This window comes from Sphaerimonospora thailandensis (assembly GCF_016863115.1).
GTDB classification, from domain to species: domain Bacteria; phylum Actinomycetota; class Actinomycetes; order Streptosporangiales; family Streptosporangiaceae; genus Sphaerimonospora; species Sphaerimonospora cavernae.
In genome coordinates this window covers 45,091-69,414 of the sequence record NZ_BOOG01000040.1, presented here as the reverse complement: position 1 = coordinate 69,414, position 24,324 = coordinate 45,091, and the positions used below count along the sequence as shown (strand labels likewise).

The following is a 24,324-nucleotide window of genomic DNA, read 5'->3' as shown; positions in this document are numbered from 1 at the left end:
CCGGCGCGGCCCGTCCTATAGGGACGGGCCGCGCCGGTTCCTTTCTCAAAGTGATCCGAATATCCGAATGTCGATCGGAATACGTCCAGAAGCGTGCAGGTACATCCCGAAACGTCCTGTAGCGTCCCGAAACGTCTAGAAGGACGGGATCTAAGCTGCTTCCACGAGGCCCAGCCGCGCGCGCAGACGTTCGCGTACGGCGGGCCATTCATGGCTCAGGATCGAGTAGTACGCCGTATCTCGGACCGTGTTGTCGGCGCCTCGGCTGTCCGCTCGTCGCACACCGTCCAGGTGTGCGCCGAGGGCCTCGATGGCGGCCCGGGATCGCATGTTGCGTACATCTGCCTTGAGGGTGATCCGGTGAACCTGCCAGGTCTCGAAGGCGAGGGAGAGCATCAGGAACTTGCTCTCCCGGTTGACCCCGGTTCCCTGAGCCGACTTGGCCAGCCAGGTGTAACCGATGTCCGCCACGGACGGGACCTCACCCACCACGCCTTTCGTCCCCGGTGGCCAGGGCATGGGGCCCTGCCAGTACTCCAGGTGCATCAGACGGGTGGCACCGACCACGCGGTCGGTGTGCAGCCACCGGATGGCGAAGGGCAGCGTACGGCCCTCCGCCTGCTCAGCCATGGCGGCCTCCACGTAGGAGGCCATCTCTTCCCGGCATGCGGGAACGCGAGTGAAGGTGTAACTGGAACGGTCTTCACTCGACGCGGCGACGAGATCGTCCAGTGCCGCGAGGCTGAGCGGTTCCAGGCGCACGGAGCGCCCGGACAGGGTGACAAAAGCGGGCATGAGCAAATGATGAGGCCTGCGAAACCGCGCTGGGTACGCTGACAGGAGACAACTTGTGGGAGTCCGGATCAACGCCAGGTAACGGGCGTAAAATCGCAGCTCAGAGGCCATGCGGAGCGGTGTTCTCCGGTGGGACCCAAGGTAAAGATTCAGCCAAAGATCCGCAGCGCCGTCAGTGCCTCCTCGAGGTGCCGCAGAGAGGCCGCGATCCAGGGCAACTCGAGCGGATCCTCCGCGTGGAGCGCCGCCGTGCGCTGTTCGTCGGACTCGCCGTAGAGCTGGCTCGTGGCGACCCGGACACGCGCCGCGTCCGGGGCGTCTCCGAAGGCCGTTCCCGGCAGTACGGCGACGCCATGCCGGTCGAGGAGCACCGCCGCGAGCTCGGCGGAACCAGCGAATCCCGCTATTTCGGGATAGAGGTAGAACCCTCCCTGGGGGTCGTCCAGGTGCGCCCCCACCTTCGTGAAGTGTTCGGCGACCGCGCGGGCCACGATGCCGTGCAGTCGGCGACTGGCCGCGACCCGCCGGACGAGCTCCGCGGGCTCGCCGAAGGCGTAGGCGGCCGCGTGCTGCACGGGTGCGGCGGGACTCGACCAGATCTCGCTCGCCACCCCCAGCAGCCGCCCGTGCAGGTTCGAGGCGTGCGGGTTCGAGGCGTGCGGGTTCGAGGCGTGCGGGTTCGAGGCGTGCGGGGGCTCAGATAGGCCGGTCTCGGGCAGCCGTGCGACGCCGATCCGCCAGCCGCCCAGCGCGAGGCTCTTGCTCAGCCCGGTCGTGACGACGGTGCGCTCGGGAGCGACCTCGGCCGGACTGAGGAAGGTCGCCGCGGGGTCATGCAGGAGATCGCGGTAGATCTCATCCGAGATGATGGTCAGGTCCAGTTCGCGGGCGAGCGCGGCGAGGCGCCGTACGGTCTCCGGCCTCGCCAGCCGGCCGGTCGGGTTGTCCGGCAGGGTGACCAGCAGCGACGTGACCGTCCTGCCCCGCGCCCTGGCCGCCGCGACCGCTGCCGCGACCAGCTCCGGATCGGGCACGCCCCCCTCTCCGGGAGGCGGCGCAACCATGATCGGATGGACGCCGACGAGCCGTGCCTGGGCCGCGTAGCTGACCCAGCTCGGCCTGGGCAGCACGACGTCCCCGCCGAGTGCGAGCAGGAGGCCGTACAGCAGGGCCTTGCTGCCCGGGCCGCAGACGACCAGGTCGGGGTGGGCCGAGATGCCGCGTCGCGACCAGTAACCCGCCGCCGCCTCGCGGAGGGCGACGGAGCCGGCGACCGGTCCGTACGCGTTCTTGCCGGACGCCTGCGCGAGCGCGTCCCGCAGCGCGGGATGGACCGGTAGGCCCGCCTCCCCGAAGGCGAGGTTGACGACCTGCTGCCCATGCTTACGTCTTCGGGCGATCTCTTCATTCGCGGCCAGGGTGGGCGAGATCGGGACGTTCATCTGTCTTCCTTCGAAACCGTGGAATCCGTGGATGGATCGTTCCCAGAGTGATTGGGTGAAGGCGTAAGAACAAGCGAGGCTTTCCGGGGCCGGGAGTAAGGAAAACCGATGCTCGATATCCGGAGAATTGCTCTGATCTGTGAGTTCGCGAGGCGAGGAAGCATCGCCGCCACCGCCGCGGCGCTCGGCTACAGCGCGTCGGCCGTCTCCCAGCAGCTCGCCGTGCTCGAACGGGAGGCGGGAGCCGTACTGCTGGATCGGACCTCCCGCAGCGCCGAGCTGACCGACGCGGGCTGGCGCCTGGTCGAGCACGGCAAACACATCCTGTCCATGGTGGAGGCCGCCGAGTCCGACCTGTCCGCCCATGCGGGCACCCCGTCCGGGCGGGTGGTGGTGACGGCCTTCCCGACCGGGGCCGTGGCGTTCGCGCCCGCGCTCACCCGGTTGCTGCGCCGCCATGGGGAGCTCGCGCTGCGGCTGCGGCAGACCCGGCCGGGCCACGGCATCCGGGAGGTCGAGTCCGGCGAGACCGACATCGCGCTGATCGACGACTGGCAGGGGCGGCTGGGCGACCTGGACGGGCACAGCGCCCTGGCGGCCGTCCCACTGTTGACAGATCCGATGGTGCTCGTCGTGCCGCGACGCCACCCGGTGGCCGACCCGGCGGTGCCCGTCGACCTGATGGCATTGAAAGACGAGCCGTGGATGGTCACCCCGGAGGGCGAGCCCTCTCGCGAGGCCGTCGAGCGGCTGCTGGCCGGCGTCGGCGGCCCGCCGCCCGTCGCATGGGAGTTCGAAGGGCTGGGGACGATCCTCGGACTGGTCGGCAGGGGAATCGGCATCGCGGCGGTGCCCGCCCTCGCGCTGGCCGGCGGCACGCGTGGGATCGCCGTCAGGCGGCTTCCCGGCGAGCCGATCGAGCGTTACCTCTACGCGGTCGCCAGGAAGTCGGCGGTCCGGCGACCGTCGGTCGCGGCGATGCTGCGCGCCCTGCGCGCCGCCGCCCGCTACCTCGCCGCCGACCTCGGCCACCTGAACACGTCGTTCCCGGCCGTCCGGGACGGCAAATGATCAACTCGTGGGCGGTCTCAGCCGGTGGGCGGCTGGAACAGCGCGAAGACCCTGGTCAGGGTGGGGCGTAGCCGCTCCCAGTCGTCGGCGGTCGTCGTCCAGGTCAGCACGCTGGTCGTGGTCTCGGTCGAGATGACCCGTCTGGCCTGATGGTAGGCCGTGCCCCTGGCCAGATGGCTCTCCGCCGACGCCTTGCGTCGCGTCCAGGTGAACTCCCAGTCGGCGGCCGTGCCGTACTTGCTGGAGATCGCCCTGAGCCGCAGCTTCCGGTAGTCCTTCGCGTCGAGGATCGCCTCGGCCTCGCGGAGCGTCCCCAGCGGGTCGGTGCCGCTCTGGGCGGTGACCTCGAGCTCGAATCGTGCCCGGCCCTCCGGGTCGAGCCACCGGGTGGAGAACTCCGCCTGCTCGATCGTCCAGGCTCGCGGTACGGCGGCCCGCCAGCCCGCCGTCGACCGGTGCCACTTCAGCCTGAGCCGCGGGGCGGGGGATGCCCCGGCTGTCCGGGTGGGGGCGCCGGACGCGGTCGCCGGGGTCCCCGGTGCGGGCGCCGAGGCGTTCGCCGCGAGCGGGACCCGGGTGTCGGAGGCGCCGGGATGCGGCCGCAGGACCGCCCAGCCGCCGACCGCTCCGGCGACCACGGCGGCCGCCGCGAGCCCCGCCATCAGGCGGGTACGTCTCCCGCCTCGGGATGCCGGCGGCGGGGGAGCGGCCGGTTCGATCTCGGCGAGCAGCCGGTTCGCGGTCCGCGGCTCGAGCCGCGTGCGGGGATCTCGCGCCAGCAGCCCGTTCACCACCGTGTGGAGGACTTCGTCGGGTGACAGCTCGGCGGAGTCGGGGGTCGGCGGCCTTCCGGTGATCGCGAAGTGCAGCGTGGCGCCCAATGCCCACAGATCAGACAGTGCCCACAGATCAGACAGCGCCCGCAGATCAGACAGTGCCCGCAGATCAGACAGTGCCCACAGGTCGGAGGCGGCGGTGAGGGCCGCGCCGTCCGCCCGCTCCGGGGCGAGGAACGCCTGCACCCCTCGTGTCGCGCTGACCGGCTCGCCGTGCGCGGGGGCCCGCCGGGTGTGGGATGCGGAGAAGGCGGCGTCGGCGGCGAGCGCACCGGTGCCGAAGTCGGCCAGCAGCACCCGTCCGTCGTGCCCGATGAGCACGTTCGACGGTCGTACGTCGCCGTGCCGTACGCCCGCGGCATGGGCGTGCGCCAGCGCGGCCAGGAGCTTGCGCGCGAGAGGTGCGGCGCGCTCGGGCGGGAGCGGGCCGTCGCTCGCGACGATGCCGTCGAGCGAGCGCGAGCGGACCAGTTCCATGATGATGTACGGCGTGCCGTCCTCCTCGGCCACGTCGTAGACGGCGGCGATGTTCGGATGGCGCAGCCGTTCGGCCTGGCGTGCCTCGCGGGCGACGCGCTGGGCGAGCCGCAGCCGCCGGGTCTCGCCGAGAGCCGGGGGCAGCAGCACCTGACGGACCGCGACCGGGCGATCCAGCAGGGTGTCGTGGCCCTCCCAGACGATGCCCATGCCGCCCTGCCCGAGGGCGCGCACCAGCCGATACCGCCTGACAATGAGCTGCCCCGCAGTACCCATCTCGCCTGCCTCTTGCGCCCGGGCGAATACCACTGAAAGCGGAGTCTTGCACAACTACCCGCCCAATGTGACCACCACTTCCACGGGTCGCGCCCACGCCGCGGGAGATTCCCGTCAAGTCCGGTGGGAGGCAGTTGCCGGCCTCTTCTGGGTAGAGGGGTGACTCACGTGATTCCAGTGATTCCTGTGGAATTTCCGGACAAGCGGTGTCGGATGGTGCTATGAACATCCGTTAACGGGTTTCCCGGTGCGGTGCGGTGCGGTGCGGTGCGGTGCGGTGTGCGGTGCGGCGTGGCGTGGCGTGGCGTGGCGCGGAAAGCCCGAGCACGTTGAGCAAGAGGAAGGACCTCATGGCCGACCAGTTTCCCGAGGATCCCCTGGAGACCGGACAACTCGAACAGACCGGGCCTCTCGTGCGGCCGTACATCCAGGCCGATCCCCGGTACGGCACAGGCGCCGGCAGGTTCTGGTCCGACCGGCCGGATGAGATGCCGCCGCATCCCGGACCGGCCGCGGCGGGCGTCACCTCGGACGGCGACCTGCTCTCCGCCGACTGGACCCGGGAGCACGGCCGGGACCGGGCCCCCGCTGAGCATGATGAATACGGAGAAGCCGACGGAGCCGCGGGTCACGAAGATCACGACGAACGGGACGACCCGAAGGGATTCCTCGGCGCGGGATGGCGCGGCCAGGGCGACCCCGAGGAGTTCGGGGAGCGGCGGCGCGGCGGCGTGCTGCTCCGGGTGGCCGGCGTCGGCGTCGCGGTGGTGGCCGCGATCTGGGCGCTGAGCGCATGGGCCGGCGGCCCCTCCGAGAGTTGCACCGGCGACTGTACGGCGAAGGCCCCCGTGATGTCCTCCCCCGCCGTCTCGGCCGAGCCGATCGACGAGTCCGTGGCGGACCCCGTTCCGACCGAGACCACGACCCCGGCGCAGACACCCTCCCCGATCGTCCGCCTGGGCACGGCCCCGACGAGTGGGCCCGCCGTCACCCCCACCGCGAAGGCCACGCCCGCCCGTCGTCCGCCCGTGTCACCGACGGCCTCGCACCCGGCCGTCATCGAGCCCCAGTCTTCTGAGAAGACGACCGAGCCGACGGCGCCGCCCGTGTCGTCCGTACCGTCCGACCCGCCGCCGGCGACCGGCGAGGCGACGTCCGCCCCGGAGCCGCCCCCCACCCAGGAGCCGGAGGACAGACGACGCGGCGGCCTGCTCGGCTGGCTGTTCTAGATCGTCTTTCGTGGTCAGGAGGCGGTGCAGCTGTCCTGGGTGGCGTCGAAGCCCTCCACGTCGTCCAGGGTCCTGGGGGTCTTCAGGCCACGCCAGTTGGCGCCGACGACGAGGACGACCGTCTGGGTCCGCGCTTTCCGCACCGGGAAGGCCCGCGACTTCTTCAGTTCACGAATCAGGCGGGAAGCCCGGGCCTCGCCGTTCGGGCTGTACTTGACGAACGTCCGCGCGTACGGCTTGGCCGCGGTCTCCACCTTGACGATGTGGTAGCCGCGTTGTTCGAGCTCGGCGGCGGCCTCGGTGGCGAGTCCCGGCAGGCCCGAGCCGTTCCGCACGATTATGTGAACCTGAGACTTGGGAATCTTCTGCTGGCCGCTCTTGACGTTCTTGCTGATCCGGTCGGCCGCGACCATCTTGAACAGGTTGTCGGCCTGGGGCTGCACCCACTCCACGCGACCCCGTTGCGTGACCGAGTAGCGCCAGGGGGTGGTGACGAACCGGATCTGCCCGGCGGTGAGGCCCTGAGCGCTGGTCAACAGGTCCTTCATCACTCCAACGGAGAACTCTGGATCGGTGGTGAGCGACTTGGTCACCGCGTCGAGGAAGCCGAACAGCTTCGACGGGTGGGTCAGCGTCTCACCGCTCATCGCCTCCTTGGCCATCGAGGCGAGGAACATCTGCTGCCGCTGGATTCGGCCGATGTCGGAGCCGTCGCCGAGGCTGTAGCGGGCCCGGACGTACCCGAGCGCCTGCTCGCCCTTGAGCACCTGTCGTCCCGCCGGGAGATCGAGCTGTGCCTTGGTGTCGTGGATCGGCTGGGGGATGCAGACGGGGACGCCGCCCAGCGCGTTCACCATGGCCTTGAAGCCGGTGAAGTCGACCTTCACGAAGTGGTCGATGTGGATGTCGGTCAGGCGCTCGATGGTCAGCCAGGTGCAACCGATGCCGCCGTAGTTGAACGACTCGTTGATCATGCCGATGTGGGGCTGCTGGCCGGGGAGGTTCCGCTTCGCCGGGCACGCCGGGAGCTCGACGAGTGAGTCGCGGGGGAAGCTGATCAGGACCGCGCCGTCCCGCTCAGGTGAGATGTGGGCGAGGATGATGGTGTCCGTACGCTCGCCGGGCATCCGGCCGTATCTGGCGTTCGCGCCGTCCCGCTGGTCGGAGCCGACGATCAGGATGTTCATCGCCTTGCTGATCTTCACCGGGCGTGCCGACCCCAGCTCCTCCGTGGTCACCTCCTCGTGCTTCACGTTGGTGGTGAGCTTCACCGCGCCGCCCACGATGACGGTCGCGACGGCGGTCAGGACGCCCAGCGCCGCCGACAGGACCACCCACAGCCAGGCACGCCACCGGGGCGCGCCCCGGGAAGGCGTTGGGAGATCCGCCTCCACCGGCCGCGCCGGACGGACATCGACGTGACCCACGTGTTGCTCCTGAGGGTTCGGACCTGGGCGTTTACCCCTGGTCGAAGGTCAGTAGCGGCAAAAACCGCGCCAAGTGTAGCGATCTCCCTTGGACATCGGATCTGAAAAGCCGGCAAGCACAATTCAAGCCCCGGCTAAGGAGTCTTGGGAAACGATCAGGGTCGCGGCGCGTGAACGAGGCGAAGGGGGTGACATCCGAGATCAATGGGATGCCGGTGACCGGGCACTTCCTTGTTACGCTCGGACTCCCGGCAGCCCTTCCCCTTCTGAGGGTCATCAGACAAGGACGCTCGTGGATCTGCTCAGCAATCCGATAAAGGACTACCCCTGGGGGTCCCGTACGGCCATCGCCGACCTGACCGGCCGGGTCGCCGACGGGCCGGAGGCGGAGATGTGGCTCGGCGCGCACCCGGCGAGCCCGTCGCTGTTGGTCCGCGACGGGTCGCCGGACCGCACGCTCGCGGAGGCCGTCGCCGCCGACCCGGTGGGTATGCTCGGGCGGCCGGTCGCCGACCGGTTCGGGAAACGCCTGCCGTACCTGATGAAGCTGATCGCGGTCGGCCGGCCGCTGTCGCTGCAGGTCCACCCCGACGCGGCGCAGGCGGCCGACGGCCACGCGCGGGGCGACGCGAACTACGCCGACCCGTGGCACAAGCCGGAGTTGGTCTGCGCACTGACGCCGTTCACCGGGCTGGCCGGTCTCCGGTCGGCCGACCAGGCGGCGAAGCTGATCGACCGGCTGCATGTGCGGGCGCTCCAGCCGGTCGTGGCGCTGCTGGCCGAAGGCGACCGCCTCGGCGCGCTGCGCGCGCTCCTGGAGTCGCGGGAGCCGAGGCGCGAGTTGGTCGAGTCGATCGTGTGGGCCGCCTCGGCCGTGCACCACCCCGAATACGCCCTGGTCGTACGGCTCGCGCGACGCTATCCGGCGGACCCGGCCGTGCTCGCCCCGCTGCTGATGCACCGTCACGAACTGGCGCCGGGCGAGGCGATGTTCCTCGGGGCCGGGGTGCTGCACTGCTATCTCGACGGGTTCGCCGTCGAGATGATGGCATGCTCGGACAACGTGCTGCGGGCCGGGCTCACCGGCAAGCCGATCGACGTGCCCGAGTTGCTGCGCATCACCGACCCCGACGCCCGGCCGTTGCCGGTGCCGCCCGTCTTTCGGGGTGGTGACGGCGTCTACTCGCCGCCGTGCCCCGACTTCCGGCTGCGGCGGCTCGCCGTCTCCGGCGAGGGCGGAGTGCTGGAGGGTGAGCTGCCGAGGATCGTGCTGTGCTTCGAGGGCAGGGTACGTCTCGGCGCCGAGTCGGGGTCGCAGGTCAAGCTGGAGCCGGGCGAGTCGGTGTTCGTCCCCGCGTCGGACGGGCCGGTCGAGCTGTCCGGCGAGGGCGTCGTGTTCTGCGCCGAACCCCAGATGTAAGGGTCCGGCGGGTGGCGCGACGCGTAAGGATCTCGAAGATATACGGAGCGTGTTGTTTGTCCTACTGACTGTGAATCCTCCGGTTCCCGCGGGTAGGAGTGATCCATCGAACCGCGTGCCCATCGAGGGGGAGTCATGGGACGCTTCAGGGTTGCCGGCATCGGCATGGCGTCTTTGAGCGTCATAGTGCTGTCCTCCTGCGTGTCCGGGGGGAGCAAGCCGAAGCACGAAGACGCGCAGGCCCAGGCGGCCAAGGTGGCCGCCGAGGCGAAGACCCGCAAGGCCGAGGAACAGGCGGCCGCACGGGTGAAGGCCAACGAGCTGGGTCAGATTCCCGTGCTCATGTACCACCGGGTGATGAAGAATCCGGCCCCCGGCGACGACCTCACTCCCGAGCAGTTCCGCGCCGAGCTGGAACGCCTGGCACGGGAGAACTATGTGCCGATCACGGCCGCTGAGTACGTGACCGGAAAGATCGACATTCCGGCCGGCAAGCACCCCGTCGTGCTGACCTTCGACGACGCCTCACCCGCGCAGCTCACGCTCGACGGGATGGGCAAGCCCGCGCCGGACTGCGCGGTCGGCATCCTGATGGACGTCGCCAAAAAGCATCCGGGTTTCCGCCCGGTGGCCACGATGTACGTCATCCGTGACCTCTTCGGCAAGACACGTCAGGAGGAGCAGATCCAGGTCCTGGAGTGGCTGAAGGACCGCGGGTTCGACATCGGTAACCACACGCACGACCACGTGAACCTACGCGGAAAGTCGCAGGAGGAGGTGGCCAAGCAGATCGTCTCCATGCACAACGAGATCATCTCGTTGATCAAGACCCCGCCGGTCACGCTGGCCCTGCCGTACGGCAACCAGCCGAAGAAGAAGGAGTGGGGGCTGCACGGGACGTACAAGGGGGTCACCTACAACTACAAGGGCGAGTTCCTGGCGGGTTACACGCCGGCGCAGTCGCCGTTCACCAAGGACTTCGACCCGGCCGGCATTCCGCGGATCCGGTCGAAGGAGAAGGTGAAGAACACCGACTGCGCCAAGTTCTGCTCGGCGGCATGGCTCGACTGGCTCAAGGCGAACCCCAACGATCGGTACACCTCGGACGGCAATCCCAAGACCGTTGCGTTCCCGAAGTTCAAGGCGCCCTTCGCGTCCCCGGCCTTCTCGGCCCGCACACTACCGTACTGACGTCGCTCTACCGGCTGTGGGGGACGCGCGAATCGTCCGGGTTCGCCATCGCCGGTTAGCCTGCGGAACATGAACGAGGACGAGGCCGGCGCCTGGCCGGACGGCAGGGGGGTCGACCTGCGGGGGCTCACGCGACGGCTCATCGGGCCCGAGATCATCGCGGTGTTCGCGATCTCGCTCGGCGCCAGTGCGCTGCTGTCGCTGATCCGCCTGGTCGGCGCGCTGACCGCGCCCGAGCAGCTCGGCGGCCAGGACGCGGTGCTCGTCGGCTCCCTGGCGCCGGGTCGTCCCTGGCTGGACCTGACCCTGCACATCGCCGGGATCGCGATCAACGTGGCGCCGGTCGGGCTGGTCGCCTATCTGCTGGCCCGCTCGGGGGAGTCGATGCGGACGATCGGCGTCGACTTCCGCGAGCCAGGCCGCGACCTGCTGCGCGGGGCCGCGCTCGCGGCGCTGATCGGCGGCTCCGGGCTGGTGTTCTACCTGCTGGTGTTCCAGGCAGGGTTCAACCTCAACGTCGTGCCGGAGAGCCTGCCCGAAGTGTGGTGGCGGGTGCCGGTGCTGGTCGCGGAGGCCGCCCAGAACGGGGTGCTGGAGGAGGTCCTGGTCAGCGGATATCTGCTGCACCGTCTCGGGCAGCTCGGCTGGCGACCGTGGCGCTCTGTGATCGTGTCCGCGATATTGCGCGGCTCCTATCACCTCTATCAGGGCTTCGGGGGATTCGTCGGCAACGTGGTGATGGGCCTGGTCTTCGGGCGCCTCTATCAGCGCTGGGGCCGGGCCATGCCGCTGGTCGCCGCCCACACGATCATCGACGTCGTCGCCTTCGTCGGGTACGGCATCCTGCGCGACCGAGTCTCCTGGCTCCCCTGACCGCAGGATCACGGGTGGGGGTGATGGCGGGTGATGGCGGGTGGTGGCGGGGGGATGGCGCGCCTCGTTGATATGCGGCCGATCGCGGTGCATGGTTGACGTGCCGCCGCCAATCGCCTGGACGACTGGATGAGCGACACGTCCGAATCCCCCCGGCAAAGCACCGTCAAACCAGCCAAACCAGCCGAACCGGCCGAACCTTCGGCCGTCATCATCGGGGATTTTCGCGTTGATTCGCTTACTGGAGCGTTCTTCACATAGCACGTCGGCCAGGCCCGTGACCGTACGGCGGCAGGCCGCCACGCGAGCGCAGCGCGCACGCAGACCGATCACGCCGCGCACCCGGCGGGGGCCTGCCACTCGGTCGAGTTCCACGACTTCGCCGGGCATCCGTCCGGCCCGGCCCCGCTTGCGCCCGTGCCCGGCTCATCCTCGTCTCCCCGCCCGGCCCGGCCGTACGATTCATCGTCCGGCTCAGACGGTCGCGGTGGCAGGCGACGGCCCGCTCGGGCCCGGTCGCGCCCTGCCGTTCGGCCCGTCGCCGACGCCGCCGACCATCACACCCGTCCCGCCGTCCGCCGCCGCGGCGGACCACCGCGGCGAGTTATTACCCGCGACCGCCGCGGCCGCGGCCGACCCCTGAGACGCTTGAGAGCCGCCGAGGCGGGGTCAGGCGAGACAGCGGAGCGTGCCGCGGATCCGGGAATCGAGCGGGTGCGCGGCCGGCAGCCGGCCGACCGTCGCCTCGACGAACTCCACCTCGGTCAGATCAGCCGTCAGGCCGTCGACGTGTGCCGTGATCCGGTCCCCGTCCCGCTCGATCCGGGCCTTCGAGCCGTGCTCCTCGAGAGCGAACAACCCGAAATCGACCCGCCAGGTGAGCCTCGCCGCCGCCTCGTCGTCCGCCACCGGGGCACCCACGTCGTCGGCATGCGTGGCGTACTCGGAGTCGTAGTGGAAGGTCTGCAGACCCACCGGGTACGGCCCGATGGACGTCTGGAGCGACCCGCCCCGGCCCAGGTCGCGCATCCGCCTTCGGGTCTCGGCGTTCTTGCTCCGCCACTCGTCCAGCACCTGCTCGACCGGCAGGCTGTGGCGCTTGTGCACGCACCACTCGTTGAACGCGTCGAAGCCCGACCGCACCCCTTCGCGTTCGAGCATCTCGAAGAACCCGTCCATGTCCTCGTCGAGGCAGGCGTGGTTGTAGAGCTCCTCCCCGGCGAGATGGGCGAGTACGTCGCGCACCGTCCACCCCTCACACCTCGACGGCCGGCTCCAGCCCTCGTCGTCCAGTCCGGAGAAGAAGCGGTCGAGCCGCCTCGCCTCGGTGTCGAAGATGTCGAACGGCTCAAGCCGCGCCAGCACATCCGGTTCAGACGTCATCATGCCGTGAGCGGTACCCGATCCGCCTGGCTTCACTACCGCCACCGCCCGCCCCCGGTCCCGGTGTGGAGATCGTGAAGCGTTCGGGCAGCATGAGGGCATGAACATCATCACTCTCAACAACGGTGTCACCATGCCGCAACTCGGGTTCGGGTCGTGGCGGGTGCCCGACGACGAGGCCGAGCGGGCCGTGCGCGTCGCCCTCGACGCCGGCTATCGCAGCATCGACACGGCCAAGCTCTACCGCAACGAGGAGGGCGTCGGCCGGGCCGTACGGGAGTCCGGCATCCCCCGGGACGAGTTGTTCGTCACCACCAAGCTGTGGAACCGCGACCATGGCCATGACAACGCGCTGCGGGCCTTCGACGCCAGTGTCGAGCGTCTCGGGCTCGACGTGGTGGACCTCTATCTGATCCACTGGCCGTGCCCGGCGCAGGGTAGGTACGTGGAGACGTGGAAGGCGCTGGAGAGGCTCTACGCCGACGGCCGGGTCCGGGCGATCGGGGTCTCCAACTTCACGGCCGAGACGCTGGACCGGTTGCTCGCCGAGGCGGAGGTGGTCCCCGCCGTCAACCAGATCGAGCTGCATCCACAGCTCGGGCAGGCCGAGATGCGGGCGGTCGGCGCCAAGCACGGCATCGTCACCGAGGCGTGGAGCCCGCTCGGCCAGGGTCAGGGCCTGCTCGACCTTCCGCTGCTCGCGGAGATCGGAGGCAGGTACGGCAAGAGCCCGGCCCAGGCGGTGCTCCGCTGGCACATCCAGCTCGGCCACCTGGTGATCCCCAAGTCGGTGACCCCCGCGAGGATCCGGGAGAACATCGAAGTCTTCGATTTCGCCCTCGACCAGGAGGAGATGGACGCGATCACCGCGCTGGACTCGGGCCGCCGCCTCGGCCCCGACCCGGTGACGTTCGACTGACACCACGGGGACACGAGCTAAGCCAGGACGACCTCGACCGTCCGGGCGTGATCGTACTGCCGGGGGATCAACCAGTCGCCCGAGGCTCTCGGGATACACGGACGATCTAGTGTGATGATCTACGGAACGGTAGGCTCGATTCCGCTGTTGTAGGCCGAGCGGGAGAAGATTCGCGTGAGCGACCAGGACTTCGCCGGGCCCTCAGACCGGCCGGCGGCGCGGGAGATCGACACCGGCGTGCCGCAGAGCGCCAGGGTGTGGAACTACTTCCTCGGCGGCAAGGACAACTATCCGGTCGATCGCATGGTCGCCGAGCAGGCCATGCGCGTCTTCCCGCAGATCACCGAGATCGCCCGCAACGACCGGGGCTTCCTGAGGCGTGCCGTACGGTATCTGGCCGGCGAGGCTGGCGTCCGGCAGTTCCTGGACATCGGCACCGGCCTGCCGACGATGGACAACACCCACGAGGTGGCCCAGCGGATCGCTCCCGAGTCGCGGATCGTCTACGTCGACAACGATCCCCTCGTCCTCGTGCACGCCCAGGCGCTGCTGACCAGCACGCCACCCGGGGTGACCGACTACATCGAGGCCGATCTGCGGGAACCAGACGCGATCCTGGCGGGGGCGGCCAGGACGCTGGACTTCAGCCGCCCGGTCGCCATCATGCTGCTCGGCATCCTGCACTACATCCCCGACTACGACCAGGTGCGCGCGATCCTGGCCAGGCTGCTGGAGGCCGTGCCGTCGGGCAGCTACCTGGCCATGACCCACTCCACGTCCGATCTCGGTGACGAGGCGGTCAGGAAGGCGAACGCGGACGCGCTGGCGATCTGGAACGAGCACGCGCCGGTGCCCCTCACCGCCCGCAGCCGGGAGCAGGTCGGCCGCTTCTTCGACGGACTCGAACTGGTGGAGCCCGGCATGGTCTCGATGTCCCGGTGGCGGCCCGAGGACACCCCCTTCGGCGAGCCCCCCGTGGTCGCCGGCTTCGCCGCCCTCGCCCGCAAACCCTAGGCCAGGGATCCGGCCCACCGTGTCCCGGTGGGCCGGACCATCCGTGTCAGGGGGCCCAAGGCTGGGCGATGGCCCAGCTGGTGTCCTCGGCGTAGCGGGTGGGGGTGTCATAGGGGCGCGGCCCGCCCCGCTTCGCGATGTAGACCGACGCGTTGTAGTGGCGGATGTAGTGACCGCGGTAGTTGTAGGACTCCAGCGCCGTCCCGCCCGCCACCTTGTGGGGGCAGAAGGTGGCGTCGGCGGCGAACAGAGCACTGCCGTCCCGACGGTCCTTGCGCAGCCGGTAATCGGAGTGCCGCAGGTAGTCTCCGGGGAAGTTGCGCGACTCGAACGACACGCATGAGGAGTCGGCCAGACCGGGGCGGACCCAGAACGTGGCGTCCGCCTTGGCCACGTCGGCGCTGCCGCCATCGATCACGTCGGTGCGGGCGAGGCCGTTCTGGTGGCGCAGGTAGCGGTCGGTGAACCCGGGCGTGGTGACCCGCAACGACACCGGCTTGTTGAGGGGAATGCCGGAGTCGGGCGGGCCGCCCGCGCCGAACGGAGTCAGGGTGATGCCGGCCGAGCGCGGGTTGCCGTCGTGCACCAGTGACTCGAAGTTGCCGACGTCGTCGAAGGGGAACCCGTACGCCTTGCCGTCCACCATGTTGGCGTGGATGACCCGCGAGTAGTGGTTGGTCAACGAACCGCGGTAGAAATCGGCAGGGTCGTAGCTCGGCTGGGTGTCCATGGTGCCGAGCGTGGACCGCTGCAGGGCCGCGCAGACCGTCCGCGCGATCGGTCCTGCGACATTGTCATTTGGCGCGAAGAGAGCGCCGCTGCACCCCCAGACGTCCGCCGTGCTCGGCTTCCTGATGGAGTGCACCTGCCGGCCGGAGCCATCGGTGAAGTTCAGCACGTTGCCTGATGTGCGGCCGAAGTACTTGATGTTGGGCTGGTCCCGGAACGGCACGATGGTCAGGGTCTTGCCGGTGTAGGCGTTCCACGCGCTGGTGATGTACGGGTCCAGGTAGCTCCTGTCGAGCAGCCCGGCGTCGGCGGCCTTGCCGGGTGACAGGACCCGCAGTACCGTGCCGTCGCCCCGGGTGTGGACCGTCTTCTCCCAGCCGGGCTGCCCCTTGAGGCCGTTGATGACGTTCTGCCGGCCGTTGCCGACCAGCTCACCGGTCCGCTTGGTCACCCCGTCGCCGCCGGTCACGCTGACGGCGTGCGGGACGGCGAACTGGTCGACCTGTGTGCTGTTGATCCACAGGCCCGCGTCGTTGTAGGTGAGTTCGCTCCAGTCGAAGAGGACGTCACGGTTGGGATCGCCGCCCGCCCAGGGAGCCGGCTGCACCAGACCGTCCGGAGTGACGAAGAGCCTGAGCTTCTCGCCGAAGGAGAAGTACACCCGGCCCGACAGGAAGCGCGGGACGTGGATGGTCGTGCTGCCGCCGTTGCCGGGGCCGGGGATCGACACGTCGGGCGCCGGGGACGGCGGCAGCGAGCCGGCCGGCCATGTGGAGAAAGCGCCGCCCCGGTTCACGTACCCCAGCCGGCCGCCGGGCCGGATGTCCTGACCCAGCACATACAGGTAGACCGGTTCGTTACGGCCGGTGTTGTTGGTGATCGTGACCGGCAGCAGATCCGGCCCGGCGGCGGCCTGCGCCGGGCTCGCCACCGTGACGACCGGCGAAGCGACCACGATGGCGGCCAAGCAGGTGAGCAGCTTTCTTCTGACCGTCTTCGGTGTTAGGCGCATCGGCGACTCCTCGGCAGCGCGCGAACCCGCGGGGCGGCCCGCCACCGGCATCCGGATCGGATGGCGGGGATGAGCGGACCGCCCTCGGGGTAGGCCTGCCTTCGTTGGGGGGTTTTGATGGTGAGAGCGCTCTCTGCAAAGTTTGTGCATAACAAGACAGATGTCAAGAGAGCGCGTTCAGAACTCGCTCAGCAGAGCTGCCGCACCGGGGGGAGGGGGGAAGCTCAGGCGTCGCCGCGGTTGAGGCGCAGGGCGGCCAGGCCGTACGGCACGGCGACGTAGGCGGCCATCACGGCGAGCGCGACGAGCGGCGGCAGCAGCGAGCCGTAGACGGAGTCGGGATTGCCGACGCCGGCGAGCTGGCCCGCGAGCGCGGCCGGCATCAGCGAGCCGATCCGCTCGTCCCATGGCGCCGGGAGGTGGCTCACGACGATCGGGACCAGGTGCCACACCGCGACGAGGATGGCGATCGACCCCGCCGCTGACCGGGTGATCGCGCCCAGGAAAAGCCCGAGCAGCGCGAACATCGTGATCGAAAACGCCATCGCGAGGAACAGGGGGAGCCGGTCGGAGAGCGGCTCCGGCGACTGCCCGGGGATCGGGCGGCCACCCATGATCAACCGGGTCACGGAGAAGGTGGCCACGACCGCCGCGAGCCCGGTGACGTACGCCACGGCCGCGACGACCCCGGCCTTCGCCGTCAGGACCGCACCCCGGGTCGGCATCGCGGCGAACGTCGTCCGGATCATGCCGGTGCCGTACTCACCGGTGATCGTCAACACCCCGAGCACGGCCAGGGCCAGCGAGGCCACCCACTCCGCGAGCGGCGGCAGATCGGACACGGCCATGTGCGAGCGCTGCTCCGGGGTCATGGCATCCCACGCGGCGGCCGCGTACCACGCCAGCAGGGCCATCAGGCCCACGAAGACGGCCAGGACCACGAGTACGATCAGGGTCGACCGCACCGTGCGGATCTTCAGCCATTCGGCGGCGAGTGCGTCGATCATCGGGCGGTCCTCTCCGGCGACGAGGCATACGCGGTGGTTTCCGCGGTGAGCCGCAGGTAGGTGTCCTCCAGGGAGGCGGTGTGCGGGGTGACCTCGTGAACCGGGATCGCACGCCCGGCGGCCAGGTCGCCGATCTCCACCGCGTCGAGCCCGGTGACGGTCAACCTTCCGTCGGGCTCGGTGACGACGGTCGCGCCCCGGGTGGTCAGCGCCTCGGCCAGTTCGCCCGCCCGGGGGCTGCGGACCAGCACACCCCGCTGGAACCGTCCGACCAGCTCCCGCACCGAGGTGTCCGCGATCAGCCGCCCGCGGCCGATGATCACCAAATGGTCGGCCGTGCGCTCCATCTCGCTCATCAGATGACTCGACAGCAGCACCGTGCGCCCCTCGGCGGCGAGGCCGCGCATCAACTCCCGGATCCAGCGAACCCCGTCGGGGTCGAGCCCGTTGACCGGCTCGTCGAACAGCAGCACGTCCGGATCGCCGAGCAGCGCGGCGGCGATCCCGAGCCGCTGCTTCATCCCCAGGGAGAACGTGCGGATCCGCTTGCGGGCCACCCCGGCCAGCCCGACCAGCTCCAGCAGGGACACCACCCGGTCCTTCCCGATCCGATTACTTCGGGCCAGCCAGCGCAGGTGGTCCAGAGCGGTGCGCCCGCCGTGTACGGTCCCGGCGTCGAGCAGCGCCCCCACCTCCCGCATCGGGCGGCGCATCTCGGCGTAACGGCGGCCGTTCACGAGGGCCTGCCCCGACGTGGGCCGGTCCAGGCCAAGGATCACCCGCATCGTGGTGGACTTGCCCGCGCCGTTCGGGCCCAGGAACCCGGTCACCTGGCCTGGTTTCACGTGGAACGTCAGGTCGTCGACCGCGACGGCGGAGCCGTACCGCTTGGTCAGTTCGTTCACTTCGATCACGCTCCACACGGTCCCGTCCGCGCGGCCACGAGCACATCGGACCCGGGTCCGGTTTCCTCAGGCCGGGCGCGTGCCGAGATCAGACCGTGGGATGACCTACCGTGGGCGGAGGCGGCCCGGACAGCCGCAGGATACCGTTACCGACGTGGACGATCCGGACGTGCGGCCGCTGTTCCCCCGGCGGCTGCGCCGTGGCGAACTGATCGCGCTCGACGCCGCGGCCGGAGCGGGATACGCGTTCGTGCTCTTCCTCGGCTCGTTCGCGTACGCGTCGCCGATCCCGCTGTGGGCCCGGTGCCTGGTCGCCGCCGTGATCGGGCTTCCGGTGGGGGTCCGCCGGCTGTGGCCGGGGCCGGTCTTCTGCGTCACGCTCGCGGGCTCCGTGGCCGGTCTGCTCCTCGGCGTGGTGCGCGAGCCGTTCGCGGCCGCGGCCTACGCGCTCTACCTGGTCGCCGTCACAACACGGCGGCGGCGGTGGGAGCCCACGCTCGCCATCGCGGCCTTCACAATCCTTCTCGCGCTGCTCGCCGTCACCGCCGGGCCCGCTCCCAATTTGGAGACCGGTGCGCTGTGGGGATGGGGTGCGCTCGGCTGTGTCGTGATGGGTGGAGCCTGGACGATCGGCCGGGCCGTACGGGAACGGCGCGGCTACGCCGCACGAGCCGCCGAGCAGCTCGCCGGGCGGGCCGTCGCGGAGGAGCGGCTGCGCATCGCCCGTGAGCTTCACGACGTCGTCTCCCACACGCTGAGCGTGATCGGGGTGAAGGCGGCGATCGCCAACCACGTGGCAGACGAACGCCCGGCAGAGGTGCGCGACGCGTTGCGCGTCATCGAGGTGACGAGCCGGGAGGCGCTCGCCGAGATGCGGCACATGCTCGGCGTTCTGCGCTCGGGGGAGACGCCCGCCGATCTGGGGCCGCTGCCCGGGCTCGCCGCGCTGCCCGAGCTGGCCGGCCGGGCGGCCATGGCCGGGGTCAGAGTCGCCCTGGAGGTACGGGTGCCCGGGCGGCTGCCGGAGGGCGTCGAGCTGTCGGCCTACCGGATCGTCCAGGAGGCGGTGACGAACGTGGTGAAGCACGCCGCCCCGGCACGCTGCCGGGTGGCGATCGAGGAGGCCGCCGGCGAGCTGCGGATCGAGGTGACCGACGACGGCCCCGGGGAGCGCGTCCTCCCCTCGGGCCCCGGCCGAGCCCTACGCCAGGGGCACGGCATCATCGGCATGCGCGAGCGCGCTCTCATGTACGGCGGGGCGTTCGAGGCCGGGCCGCGTCCCGGCGGCGGGTTCGGCGTACTCGCCCGGCTGCCGCTCGACGTCGCGATCCGGGGACTGAACGAGCGACTCGACGAGAAGCGGGGCGATGAGTTAGGTGATGAGTGAGGTGATCCGGGTGCTGGTCGCCGACGACCAGGCCCTGCTGCGGGGGAGCTTCCGCGTGCTCATCGACACCGCCCCTGACCTGTGTGCCGTCGCCGAGGCGGGGACCGGGGAGGAGGCCGTGGCGCTGGCCCGTCGCGAGCTTCCCGACGTCGTGCTGATGGACGTGCGGATGCCCGGAATGGACGGCATCGAGGCGACCCGGCGCATCTGCGGCTCGCCGGAGACCGCCGGGGTACGCGTGCTGATCCTCACCACGTTCGACCTGGACGAGTACGTCTACGCGGGGCTGCGGGCCGGGGCCAGCGGATTCCTGCTGAAGAGCACCCCGCCGGGCGACCTGCTGTCCGCCATCCGCGTCATCGCGGCCGGTGAGGGCCTGCTGGCTCCGACCGTCACCCGGCGTCTGATCACCGAGTTCGCCCGAATGCCCCCGCCCACCGGCCCGGCCGGGGATATGGACGGCCTGACCGCACGCGAGTTGGAGGTGCTGACGCTGATCGCACGTGGCCTGTCCAACGCCGAGATCTCCGATCGCCTCCACGTCAGCGCGGCGACCGTGAAGACCCACATCGGCCACCTGCTCGCCAAGCTCGGCGCGCGGGACCGGGCCCAACTCGTGATCGCCGCCTACGAGAGCGGCCTCGTGTCGCCGTCATCTCGGTGATCCGGCACACCCCCACCGATCCACCGATGGATTACTCGCGGGACACCGTGGTGGCGGAGGCCGCGGCGGCTCCGGCGGATGCCGGCGGCCGGATCCGGCGACCGGAGATCTGCTCGGGCGCCATCAGGATGAAATGGTCACGATTTCCCGGTGCCCAGGGCGACAGCGGCAGCCGTGACAGGCGGGCGATCTCCTCAGGGTCGGACACGGCCCGCGCGTGTCCGACCGCGGTCACCGACCATCCCCAGCGGAAATCGATGTCGAAGTCGTCGATTTCGAAGGCCACGATGGCGTTCCGCGCCGCGGCGGCGAGTTTCGAGCCCGCCATGGTACGGATGACGACGTTCTCCTCGAACAGGCAGAAGTTGACCGGCTGGACGGCGGGGAGGGCGCGATCGGTGAAGACGATCCTCCCTATCGGAGTCGAGTCCAGCAGTTCGAGACACTCATCCCGCGAGAGGATCTCCAAGCCGGCCGAATCAAGTTTCATGCCCTCCAGGATGCGTGCTTCGAGGCCGCGGTCGTTAGGGGCGAAGGTCCCGTCATCGCCGCTGATCAATCCGGTCTGCGAGACCCGGTGGCGTTCGGCGGCAGTGAAGCCGGCCTTCCCTTCGGCCGGCTGGGTAGGGACGTAAGTCCCTGGATCATCGAAGCCGCGACGGGAGACGCTGATCACATGGACGCACTTGAGCTCATCGACGTTTACTGGCGTGCCGCCAACTACCTGTCGGTCGGGCAGATCTACCTCCTGGACAACCCGCTGCTGACCGAGCCGCTGCGGCCCGAGCACATCAAGCCGCGCCTACTCGGCCACTGGGGGACCACGCCCGGGTTGAACTTCTGCTTCGTCCACCTGAACAGGATCATCCGTGAGCGCGACCAGGACATGATCTACATCGCGGGCCCGGGGCACGGCGGCCCGGCCGCGGTGGCGCATGCCTGGCTCGAGGGTTCCTACACCGAGAAATATCCGGAGATCACCCAGGATGCCGAGGGCATGCGGCGGCTGTTCCGCCAGTTCTCCTTCCCCGGAGGGATCCCGAGCCATGTCGCGCCCGAAACGCCCGGTTCGATCCACGAGGGCGGCGAGCTCGGCTATGCCCTCGCCCACGCGTACGGCGCGGCGTTCGACAACCCGGATCTGGTCGTGGCCTGCGTGATCGGTGACGGCGAGGCCGAGACCGGGCCGCTGGCCGCCAGCTGGCATTCCAACAAGTTCCTCGACCGGTCCAGCGACGGGGTCGTGCTGCCGATCCTGCACCTCAACGGCTACAAGATCGCAAACCCCACCGTGCTGGCGCGGATCCCCGAGGAGGAGCTGGTCAAGCTCATGGAGGGGTACGGCTACCGCCCTCACATCGTGTCGGGCGACGATCCCGCCGTCATGCACGCCCTCATGGCCGAGACGCTCGACACGGTCTTCGACCAGATCTCAGAGTTCAAGTACGGCTCGGCCGACCGGCTACCGATGATCATTTTGCGTACGCCGAAGGGATGGACCGGCCCGGCGATCGTGGACGGTGTGCCCGTCGAGGGCACCTGGCGTGCCCACCAGGTGCCGCTGGCGGCCGTACGGGACAACGACGAGCACCGCGCGATGCTGGAGGAGTGGATGCGCTCCTACCGGCCGAACGAGCTGTTCGACCCCGAGGGCCGGCCGGTCGCGGCGATCACCGAGACCGTTCCCGAGGGGCCGCGCCGGATGAGCGCCAACCCGCACGCCAACGGCGGTGAGCTGCTCCGTCCGCTGTCGCTGCCCGACTTCCGGGACTACGCGGTCGAGGTCAAGGAGCCCGCCGCGGCGCACAGCGAGCCGACCCGCGTGCTCGGCGGCTTCCTGCGCGATGTGATCGCGGCCAACCCCGTCGACTTCCGCCTGATGGGACCGGATGAAACCGCCTCCAACCGGCTGTCGGCGGTGTTCGAGGTGACCGACCGGGCCTGGCACGCCGAGACGCTGCCCACCGACGAGAACCTGTCGTCCGACGGCCGGGTGATGGAGGTGCTGAGCGAGCACCTGTGTCAGGGCTGGCTGGAGGCATACCTGTTGACCGGGCGGCACGGCCTGTTCAACTCCTACGAGGCGTTCATCCACATCGTGGACGCGATGTTCAACCAGCACGCCAAGTGGCTGCAGGCGTCCAAGAAGATCCCGTGGCGGCGTCCGGTCGCCTCGTTGAACTACCTGCTGTCCTCGCACGTGTGGCGGCAGGACCACAACGGCTTCACCCACCAGGACCCCGGCTTCCTGGACGTCGTGGTCAACAAGAAGGCCGAGGTCGTGCGGGTCTACCTGCCGCCGGACGCCAACACGCTGCTGTCGGTCGCCGACCACTGCCTGCGCTCCCGGGACTACGTCAACGTGATCGTGGCGGGTAAGCAGCCGGTGCTGGACCTGTTCACCATGGACGAGGCCGTCGCCCACTGCACCCGGGGTCTCGGCATCATCGACTGGGCCTCCAACGACGAGGGCGCCGAGCCCGATGTGGTGCTGGCCTGCGCCGGCGACGTGCCGACCCTGGAGACGCTGGCCGCCGCCGCCCTGCTGCGCGAGCACCTGCCCGAGTTGAAGGTGCGGGTGGTCAACATCGTCGACCTGATGCGGCTGCAGCCGCCGTCGGAGCACCCCCACGGGATGAGCGACGACCAGTTCGACGCGCTGTTCACGACGGACAAGCCGATCATCTTCAACTTCCACGGCTACCCCTGGCTGATCCACCGGCTCACCTATCGGCGTACGGGCCACGGCAACCTGCACGTGCGCGGCTACAAGGAGGAGGGCACCACGACCACGCCGTTCGACATGGCGATGCTCAACGACATCGACCGCTACCACCTGGTGATGGACGTGATCGACCGGGTGCCCGAACTGGGCGAGCGGGCGGCGCACCTGCGCCAGCGCATGGTCGACGCCCGGCTGCGGGCCCGCGCCCACACCCGTGAGCACGGCGAGGACCTCCCCGAGGTCCGTGACTGGACCTGGACGCCGCACGCCGACACCCCCTGAGCCCGCTCTTTCGTCGAGTCCCGCGGTGGCCCCGCCAATGGCGGGGCCTCAGGTCCTGTGCGGGCCGTACGGCGGTCGATGAGACGATCCCATACGTGTCCAGCGCGATCCCACCCGTGATCCGGAGCGACGAACCCGGCTCCTTCCCCTGGGGCGTCTTCCACGAACGGCATCCGAGGCTCATCCGGCAGGTGATCGACGCACTGCCGTACGGCCCGGCCGAGCGGCAGCGGCTTGAGCAACTGCTCGTCGAAAGCACGACGGGCGTCCTGACGCCGCTGGATGAGAGCGCCCTCGACTACGCGCAGTGGCAGGAGTGGGGCCGGGACCTGTTCGGCATGCCGTGGGGCGAGGCGCCGTTCCTGTGGGCGGAGAGCTATTTCTACCGCAGGTTGCTCGACGCCACCGGCTACTTCTCGCCCGGAGCCTGGCAGGGGATCGATCCGTTCGCCCCGCTCAAGAACGCCGAGCTGGCCGGCCCGGCGGTGGACGACGAGCTCGCCGCGCTCGGACACCTGGCTTCCCTCTCCACTGTGGCATCCGCCCGACGGATGATCAGCTCGGCGGCAGTGTGACCAGTCACCGCATAGATCATCTTGTTCTGGATGGTCGCGAAGAAGGTCCTCGCCGTCTCGGATGTGCCGTCGTAGTCGACGCTTGTGGCCGCGAACACGTCGCGGATCTTCTGGTAGAAGCGCTTCTCCGATGCGCGGATCTCCCGGATCCGCTCCAGCAGCTCGTCGAAGTAGTCGAAGCCGCCAGGTTCCTTGAGTCGTTCGTCATGCAGCACGAAGCCCTTGACGAGGTAGTCCCGGAGCACGGTGGTCGCCCAGGTCCGGAACTGGATACCGCGCGGCGAGCGCACCCGATAGCCGACCGCGAGGATCATTTCGAGGTTGTAGACCAGCACCTCCCGGCGGACCTGCCGGGCACCCTCCTGGCGAACTATCAACTTGGAGTTGATAGTTGCCTCGGTCAACTCTTTGTCGTGAAGGATCGCGTTGATGCGCTGGTTGATGTTCTGGAGACTCGTGTCGAAGAGTTCGGCCATCTCGGCCTGTGTCAACCAGACCGTGCCGCCGATCGCGCGGAACTGGATCTGGGAGCGCCCGTCCTCCGTCCGATAAAGGATGAGCTCCCCGCCCTCGCCACCCACGTCGTCTACCTCTCCAGGGTCTCGGTCTTCCCAGCTCGGCATCTTTCCAGCTATGAGCTGGGGCAATAAGACGTTTCGCAAAGCTGTCCCCCTGACACGCCCCC

General features: G+C 69.7%; 21 protein-coding genes and 1 pseudogene. 12 read left to right on the top strand and 10 right to left on the bottom strand.

Annotated features, from left to right (window positions below):
• Positions 1-150: 150 nt before the first annotated feature.
• Positions 151-795 (bottom strand): GNAT family N-acetyltransferase, encoded by a 645-nt coding sequence (locus tag Mth01_RS20490; RefSeq protein ID WP_204017517.1) that lies wholly within the window; start codon positions 793-795, stop codon positions 151-153.
• A gap of 149 nt (positions 796-944) precedes the next feature.
• Entirely contained in the window at positions 945-2,237 is a 1,293-nt protein-coding gene (locus Mth01_RS20485) for a pyridoxal phosphate-dependent aminotransferase (protein WP_204017516.1), read from the bottom strand.
• A 108-nt stretch (positions 2,238-2,345) separates the two neighbouring features.
• Between Mth01_RS20485 and Mth01_RS20480 the strand changes: the two genes are divergently transcribed.
• Positions 2,346-3,308, top strand: coding sequence for a LysR family transcriptional regulator (locus Mth01_RS20480; protein ID WP_204017515.1), 963 nt, complete (start codon positions 2,346-2,348; stop codon positions 3,306-3,308).
• 17 nt (positions 3,309-3,325) lie between these two features.
• Here Mth01_RS20480 and Mth01_RS20475 read toward each other — a convergent pair whose 3' ends face one another.
• Positions 3,326-4,897, bottom strand: a complete 1,572-nt coding sequence (locus Mth01_RS20475; RefSeq protein ID WP_204017514.1) for a serine/threonine-protein kinase — start codon at positions 4,895-4,897, stop codon at positions 3,326-3,328.
• 350 nt (positions 4,898-5,247) lie between these two features.
• Here Mth01_RS20475 and Mth01_RS20470 point away from each other — a divergent pair, with 350 nt between their 5' ends.
• Complete coding sequence (locus tag Mth01_RS20470; RefSeq protein WP_204017513.1) at positions 5,248-6,126, top strand: hypothetical protein; 879 nt, start codon at positions 5,248-5,250, stop codon at positions 6,124-6,126.
• A 14-nt stretch (positions 6,127-6,140) separates the two neighbouring features.
• Here Mth01_RS20470 and Mth01_RS20465 read toward each other — a convergent pair whose 3' ends face one another.
• The gene (locus Mth01_RS20465) at positions 6,141-7,553 is read right to left on the bottom strand and encodes an LCP family protein (protein WP_239089850.1); all 1,413 of its coding nucleotides are present in this window, start codon (positions 7,551-7,553) and stop codon (positions 6,141-6,143) included.
• Between the two features lie 292 nt (positions 7,554-7,845).
• On the opposite strand from Mth01_RS20465, the gene manA reads away from it, so the two are divergent.
• From manA to Mth01_RS20445, 4 genes are all read left to right on the top strand, one after another.
• Positions 7,846-8,973: a mannose-6-phosphate isomerase, class I gene (gene manA / locus Mth01_RS20460; RefSeq protein ID WP_204017512.1), complete on the top strand. Its 1,128-nt coding sequence runs from the start codon at positions 7,846-7,848 to the stop codon at positions 8,971-8,973.
• Between the two features lie 135 nt (positions 8,974-9,108).
• The gene (locus Mth01_RS20455; RefSeq protein ID WP_204017511.1) at positions 9,109-10,164 is read left to right on the top strand and encodes a polysaccharide deacetylase family protein; all 1,056 of its coding nucleotides are present in this window, start codon (positions 9,109-9,111) and stop codon (positions 10,162-10,164) included.
• A 69-nt stretch (positions 10,165-10,233) separates the two neighbouring features.
• Positions 10,234-11,037: a CPBP family intramembrane glutamic endopeptidase gene (locus Mth01_RS20450; RefSeq protein ID WP_204017510.1), complete on the top strand. Its 804-nt coding sequence runs from the start codon at positions 10,234-10,236 to the stop codon at positions 11,035-11,037.
• A 487-nt stretch (positions 11,038-11,524) separates the two neighbouring features.
• Complete coding sequence (locus Mth01_RS20445) at positions 11,525-11,680, top strand: hypothetical protein (RefSeq protein WP_204017509.1); 156 nt, start codon at positions 11,525-11,527, stop codon at positions 11,678-11,680.
• A 26-nt stretch (positions 11,681-11,706) separates the two neighbouring features.
• Here the strand turns inward: Mth01_RS20445 and Mth01_RS20440 are convergent, their stop codons facing one another.
• Complete coding sequence (locus tag Mth01_RS20440) at positions 11,707-12,423, bottom strand: maleylpyruvate isomerase family mycothiol-dependent enzyme (RefSeq protein ID WP_308440823.1); 717 nt, start codon at positions 12,421-12,423, stop codon at positions 11,707-11,709.
• A gap of 97 nt (positions 12,424-12,520) precedes the next feature.
• Between Mth01_RS20440 and Mth01_RS20435 the strand changes: the two genes are divergently transcribed.
• Both Mth01_RS20435 and Mth01_RS20430 read left to right on the top strand, forming a co-directional pair.
• Positions 12,521-13,339, top strand: a complete 819-nt coding sequence (locus Mth01_RS20435; RefSeq protein ID WP_204017508.1) for an aldo/keto reductase — start codon at positions 12,521-12,523, stop codon at positions 13,337-13,339.
• A gap of 174 nt (positions 13,340-13,513) precedes the next feature.
• Entirely contained in the window at positions 13,514-14,353 is an 840-nt protein-coding gene (locus tag Mth01_RS20430) for an SAM-dependent methyltransferase (RefSeq protein ID WP_204017507.1), read from the top strand.
• Between the two features lie 46 nt (positions 14,354-14,399).
• On the opposite strand, the gene Mth01_RS29850 is transcribed toward Mth01_RS20430, so the two are convergent.
• The 3 genes from Mth01_RS29850 to Mth01_RS20415 all read right to left on the bottom strand — a co-directional run bounded on the left by Mth01_RS29850 (position 14,400) and on the right by Mth01_RS20415 (position 18,015).
• Positions 14,400-16,094, bottom strand: a complete 1,695-nt coding sequence (locus Mth01_RS29850) for a beta-1,3-glucanase family protein (RefSeq protein ID WP_239089849.1) — start codon at positions 16,092-16,094, stop codon at positions 14,400-14,402.
• Positions 16,095-16,318: 224 nt separating this feature from the next.
• Complete coding sequence (locus tag Mth01_RS20420; RefSeq protein WP_204017506.1) at positions 16,319-17,101, bottom strand: ABC transporter permease; 783 nt, start codon at positions 17,099-17,101, stop codon at positions 16,319-16,321.
• The gene (locus Mth01_RS20415) at positions 17,098-18,015 is read right to left on the bottom strand and encodes an ABC transporter ATP-binding protein (RefSeq protein ID WP_204017505.1); all 918 of its coding nucleotides are present in this window, start codon (positions 18,013-18,015) and stop codon (positions 17,098-17,100) included. The genes Mth01_RS20420 and Mth01_RS20415 overlap by 4 nt, the downstream gene beginning before the upstream one ends.
• Before the next feature lie 145 nt (positions 18,016-18,160).
• Here Mth01_RS20415 and Mth01_RS20410 point away from each other — a divergent pair, with 145 nt between their 5' ends.
• Together Mth01_RS20410 and Mth01_RS20405 are read left to right on the top strand one after the other, a co-directional pair.
• On the top strand, positions 18,161-19,393 hold the full coding sequence (locus tag Mth01_RS20410) for a sensor histidine kinase (RefSeq protein ID WP_204017504.1): 1,233 nt from the start codon (positions 18,161-18,163) through the stop codon (positions 19,391-19,393).
• Between the two features lies 1 nt (position 19,394).
• Positions 19,395-20,057, top strand: coding sequence for a response regulator (locus tag Mth01_RS20405; RefSeq protein ID WP_204017522.1), 663 nt, complete (start codon positions 19,395-19,397; stop codon positions 20,055-20,057).
• A gap of 31 nt (positions 20,058-20,088) precedes the next feature.
• On the opposite strand, the gene Mth01_RS20400 is transcribed toward Mth01_RS20405, so the two are convergent.
• Positions 20,089-20,547, bottom strand: a complete 459-nt coding sequence (locus Mth01_RS20400; protein ID WP_204017503.1) for a pyridoxamine 5'-phosphate oxidase family protein — start codon at positions 20,545-20,547, stop codon at positions 20,089-20,091.
• 186 nt (positions 20,548-20,733) lie between these two features.
• Here Mth01_RS20400 and Mth01_RS20395 point away from each other — a divergent pair, with 186 nt between their 5' ends.
• Together Mth01_RS20395 and Mth01_RS20390 are read left to right on the top strand one after the other, a co-directional pair.
• Complete coding sequence (locus Mth01_RS20395) at positions 20,734-23,064, top strand: phosphoketolase family protein (protein ID WP_204017502.1); 2,331 nt, start codon at positions 20,734-20,736, stop codon at positions 23,062-23,064.
• 95 nt (positions 23,065-23,159) lie between these two features.
• Positions 23,160-23,639, top strand: coding sequence for a protein-glutamate O-methyltransferase family protein (locus Mth01_RS20390; protein ID WP_239089848.1), 480 nt, complete (start codon positions 23,160-23,162; stop codon positions 23,637-23,639).
• 14 nt (positions 23,640-23,653) lie between these two features.
• Here Mth01_RS20390 and rhuM read toward each other — a convergent pair.
• A pseudogene (rhuM, locus tag Mth01_RS20385) lies at positions 23,654-24,115 on the bottom strand (RhuM family protein); the annotation flags it as partial.
• Between the last annotated feature and the right edge of the window lie 209 nt (positions 24,116-24,324).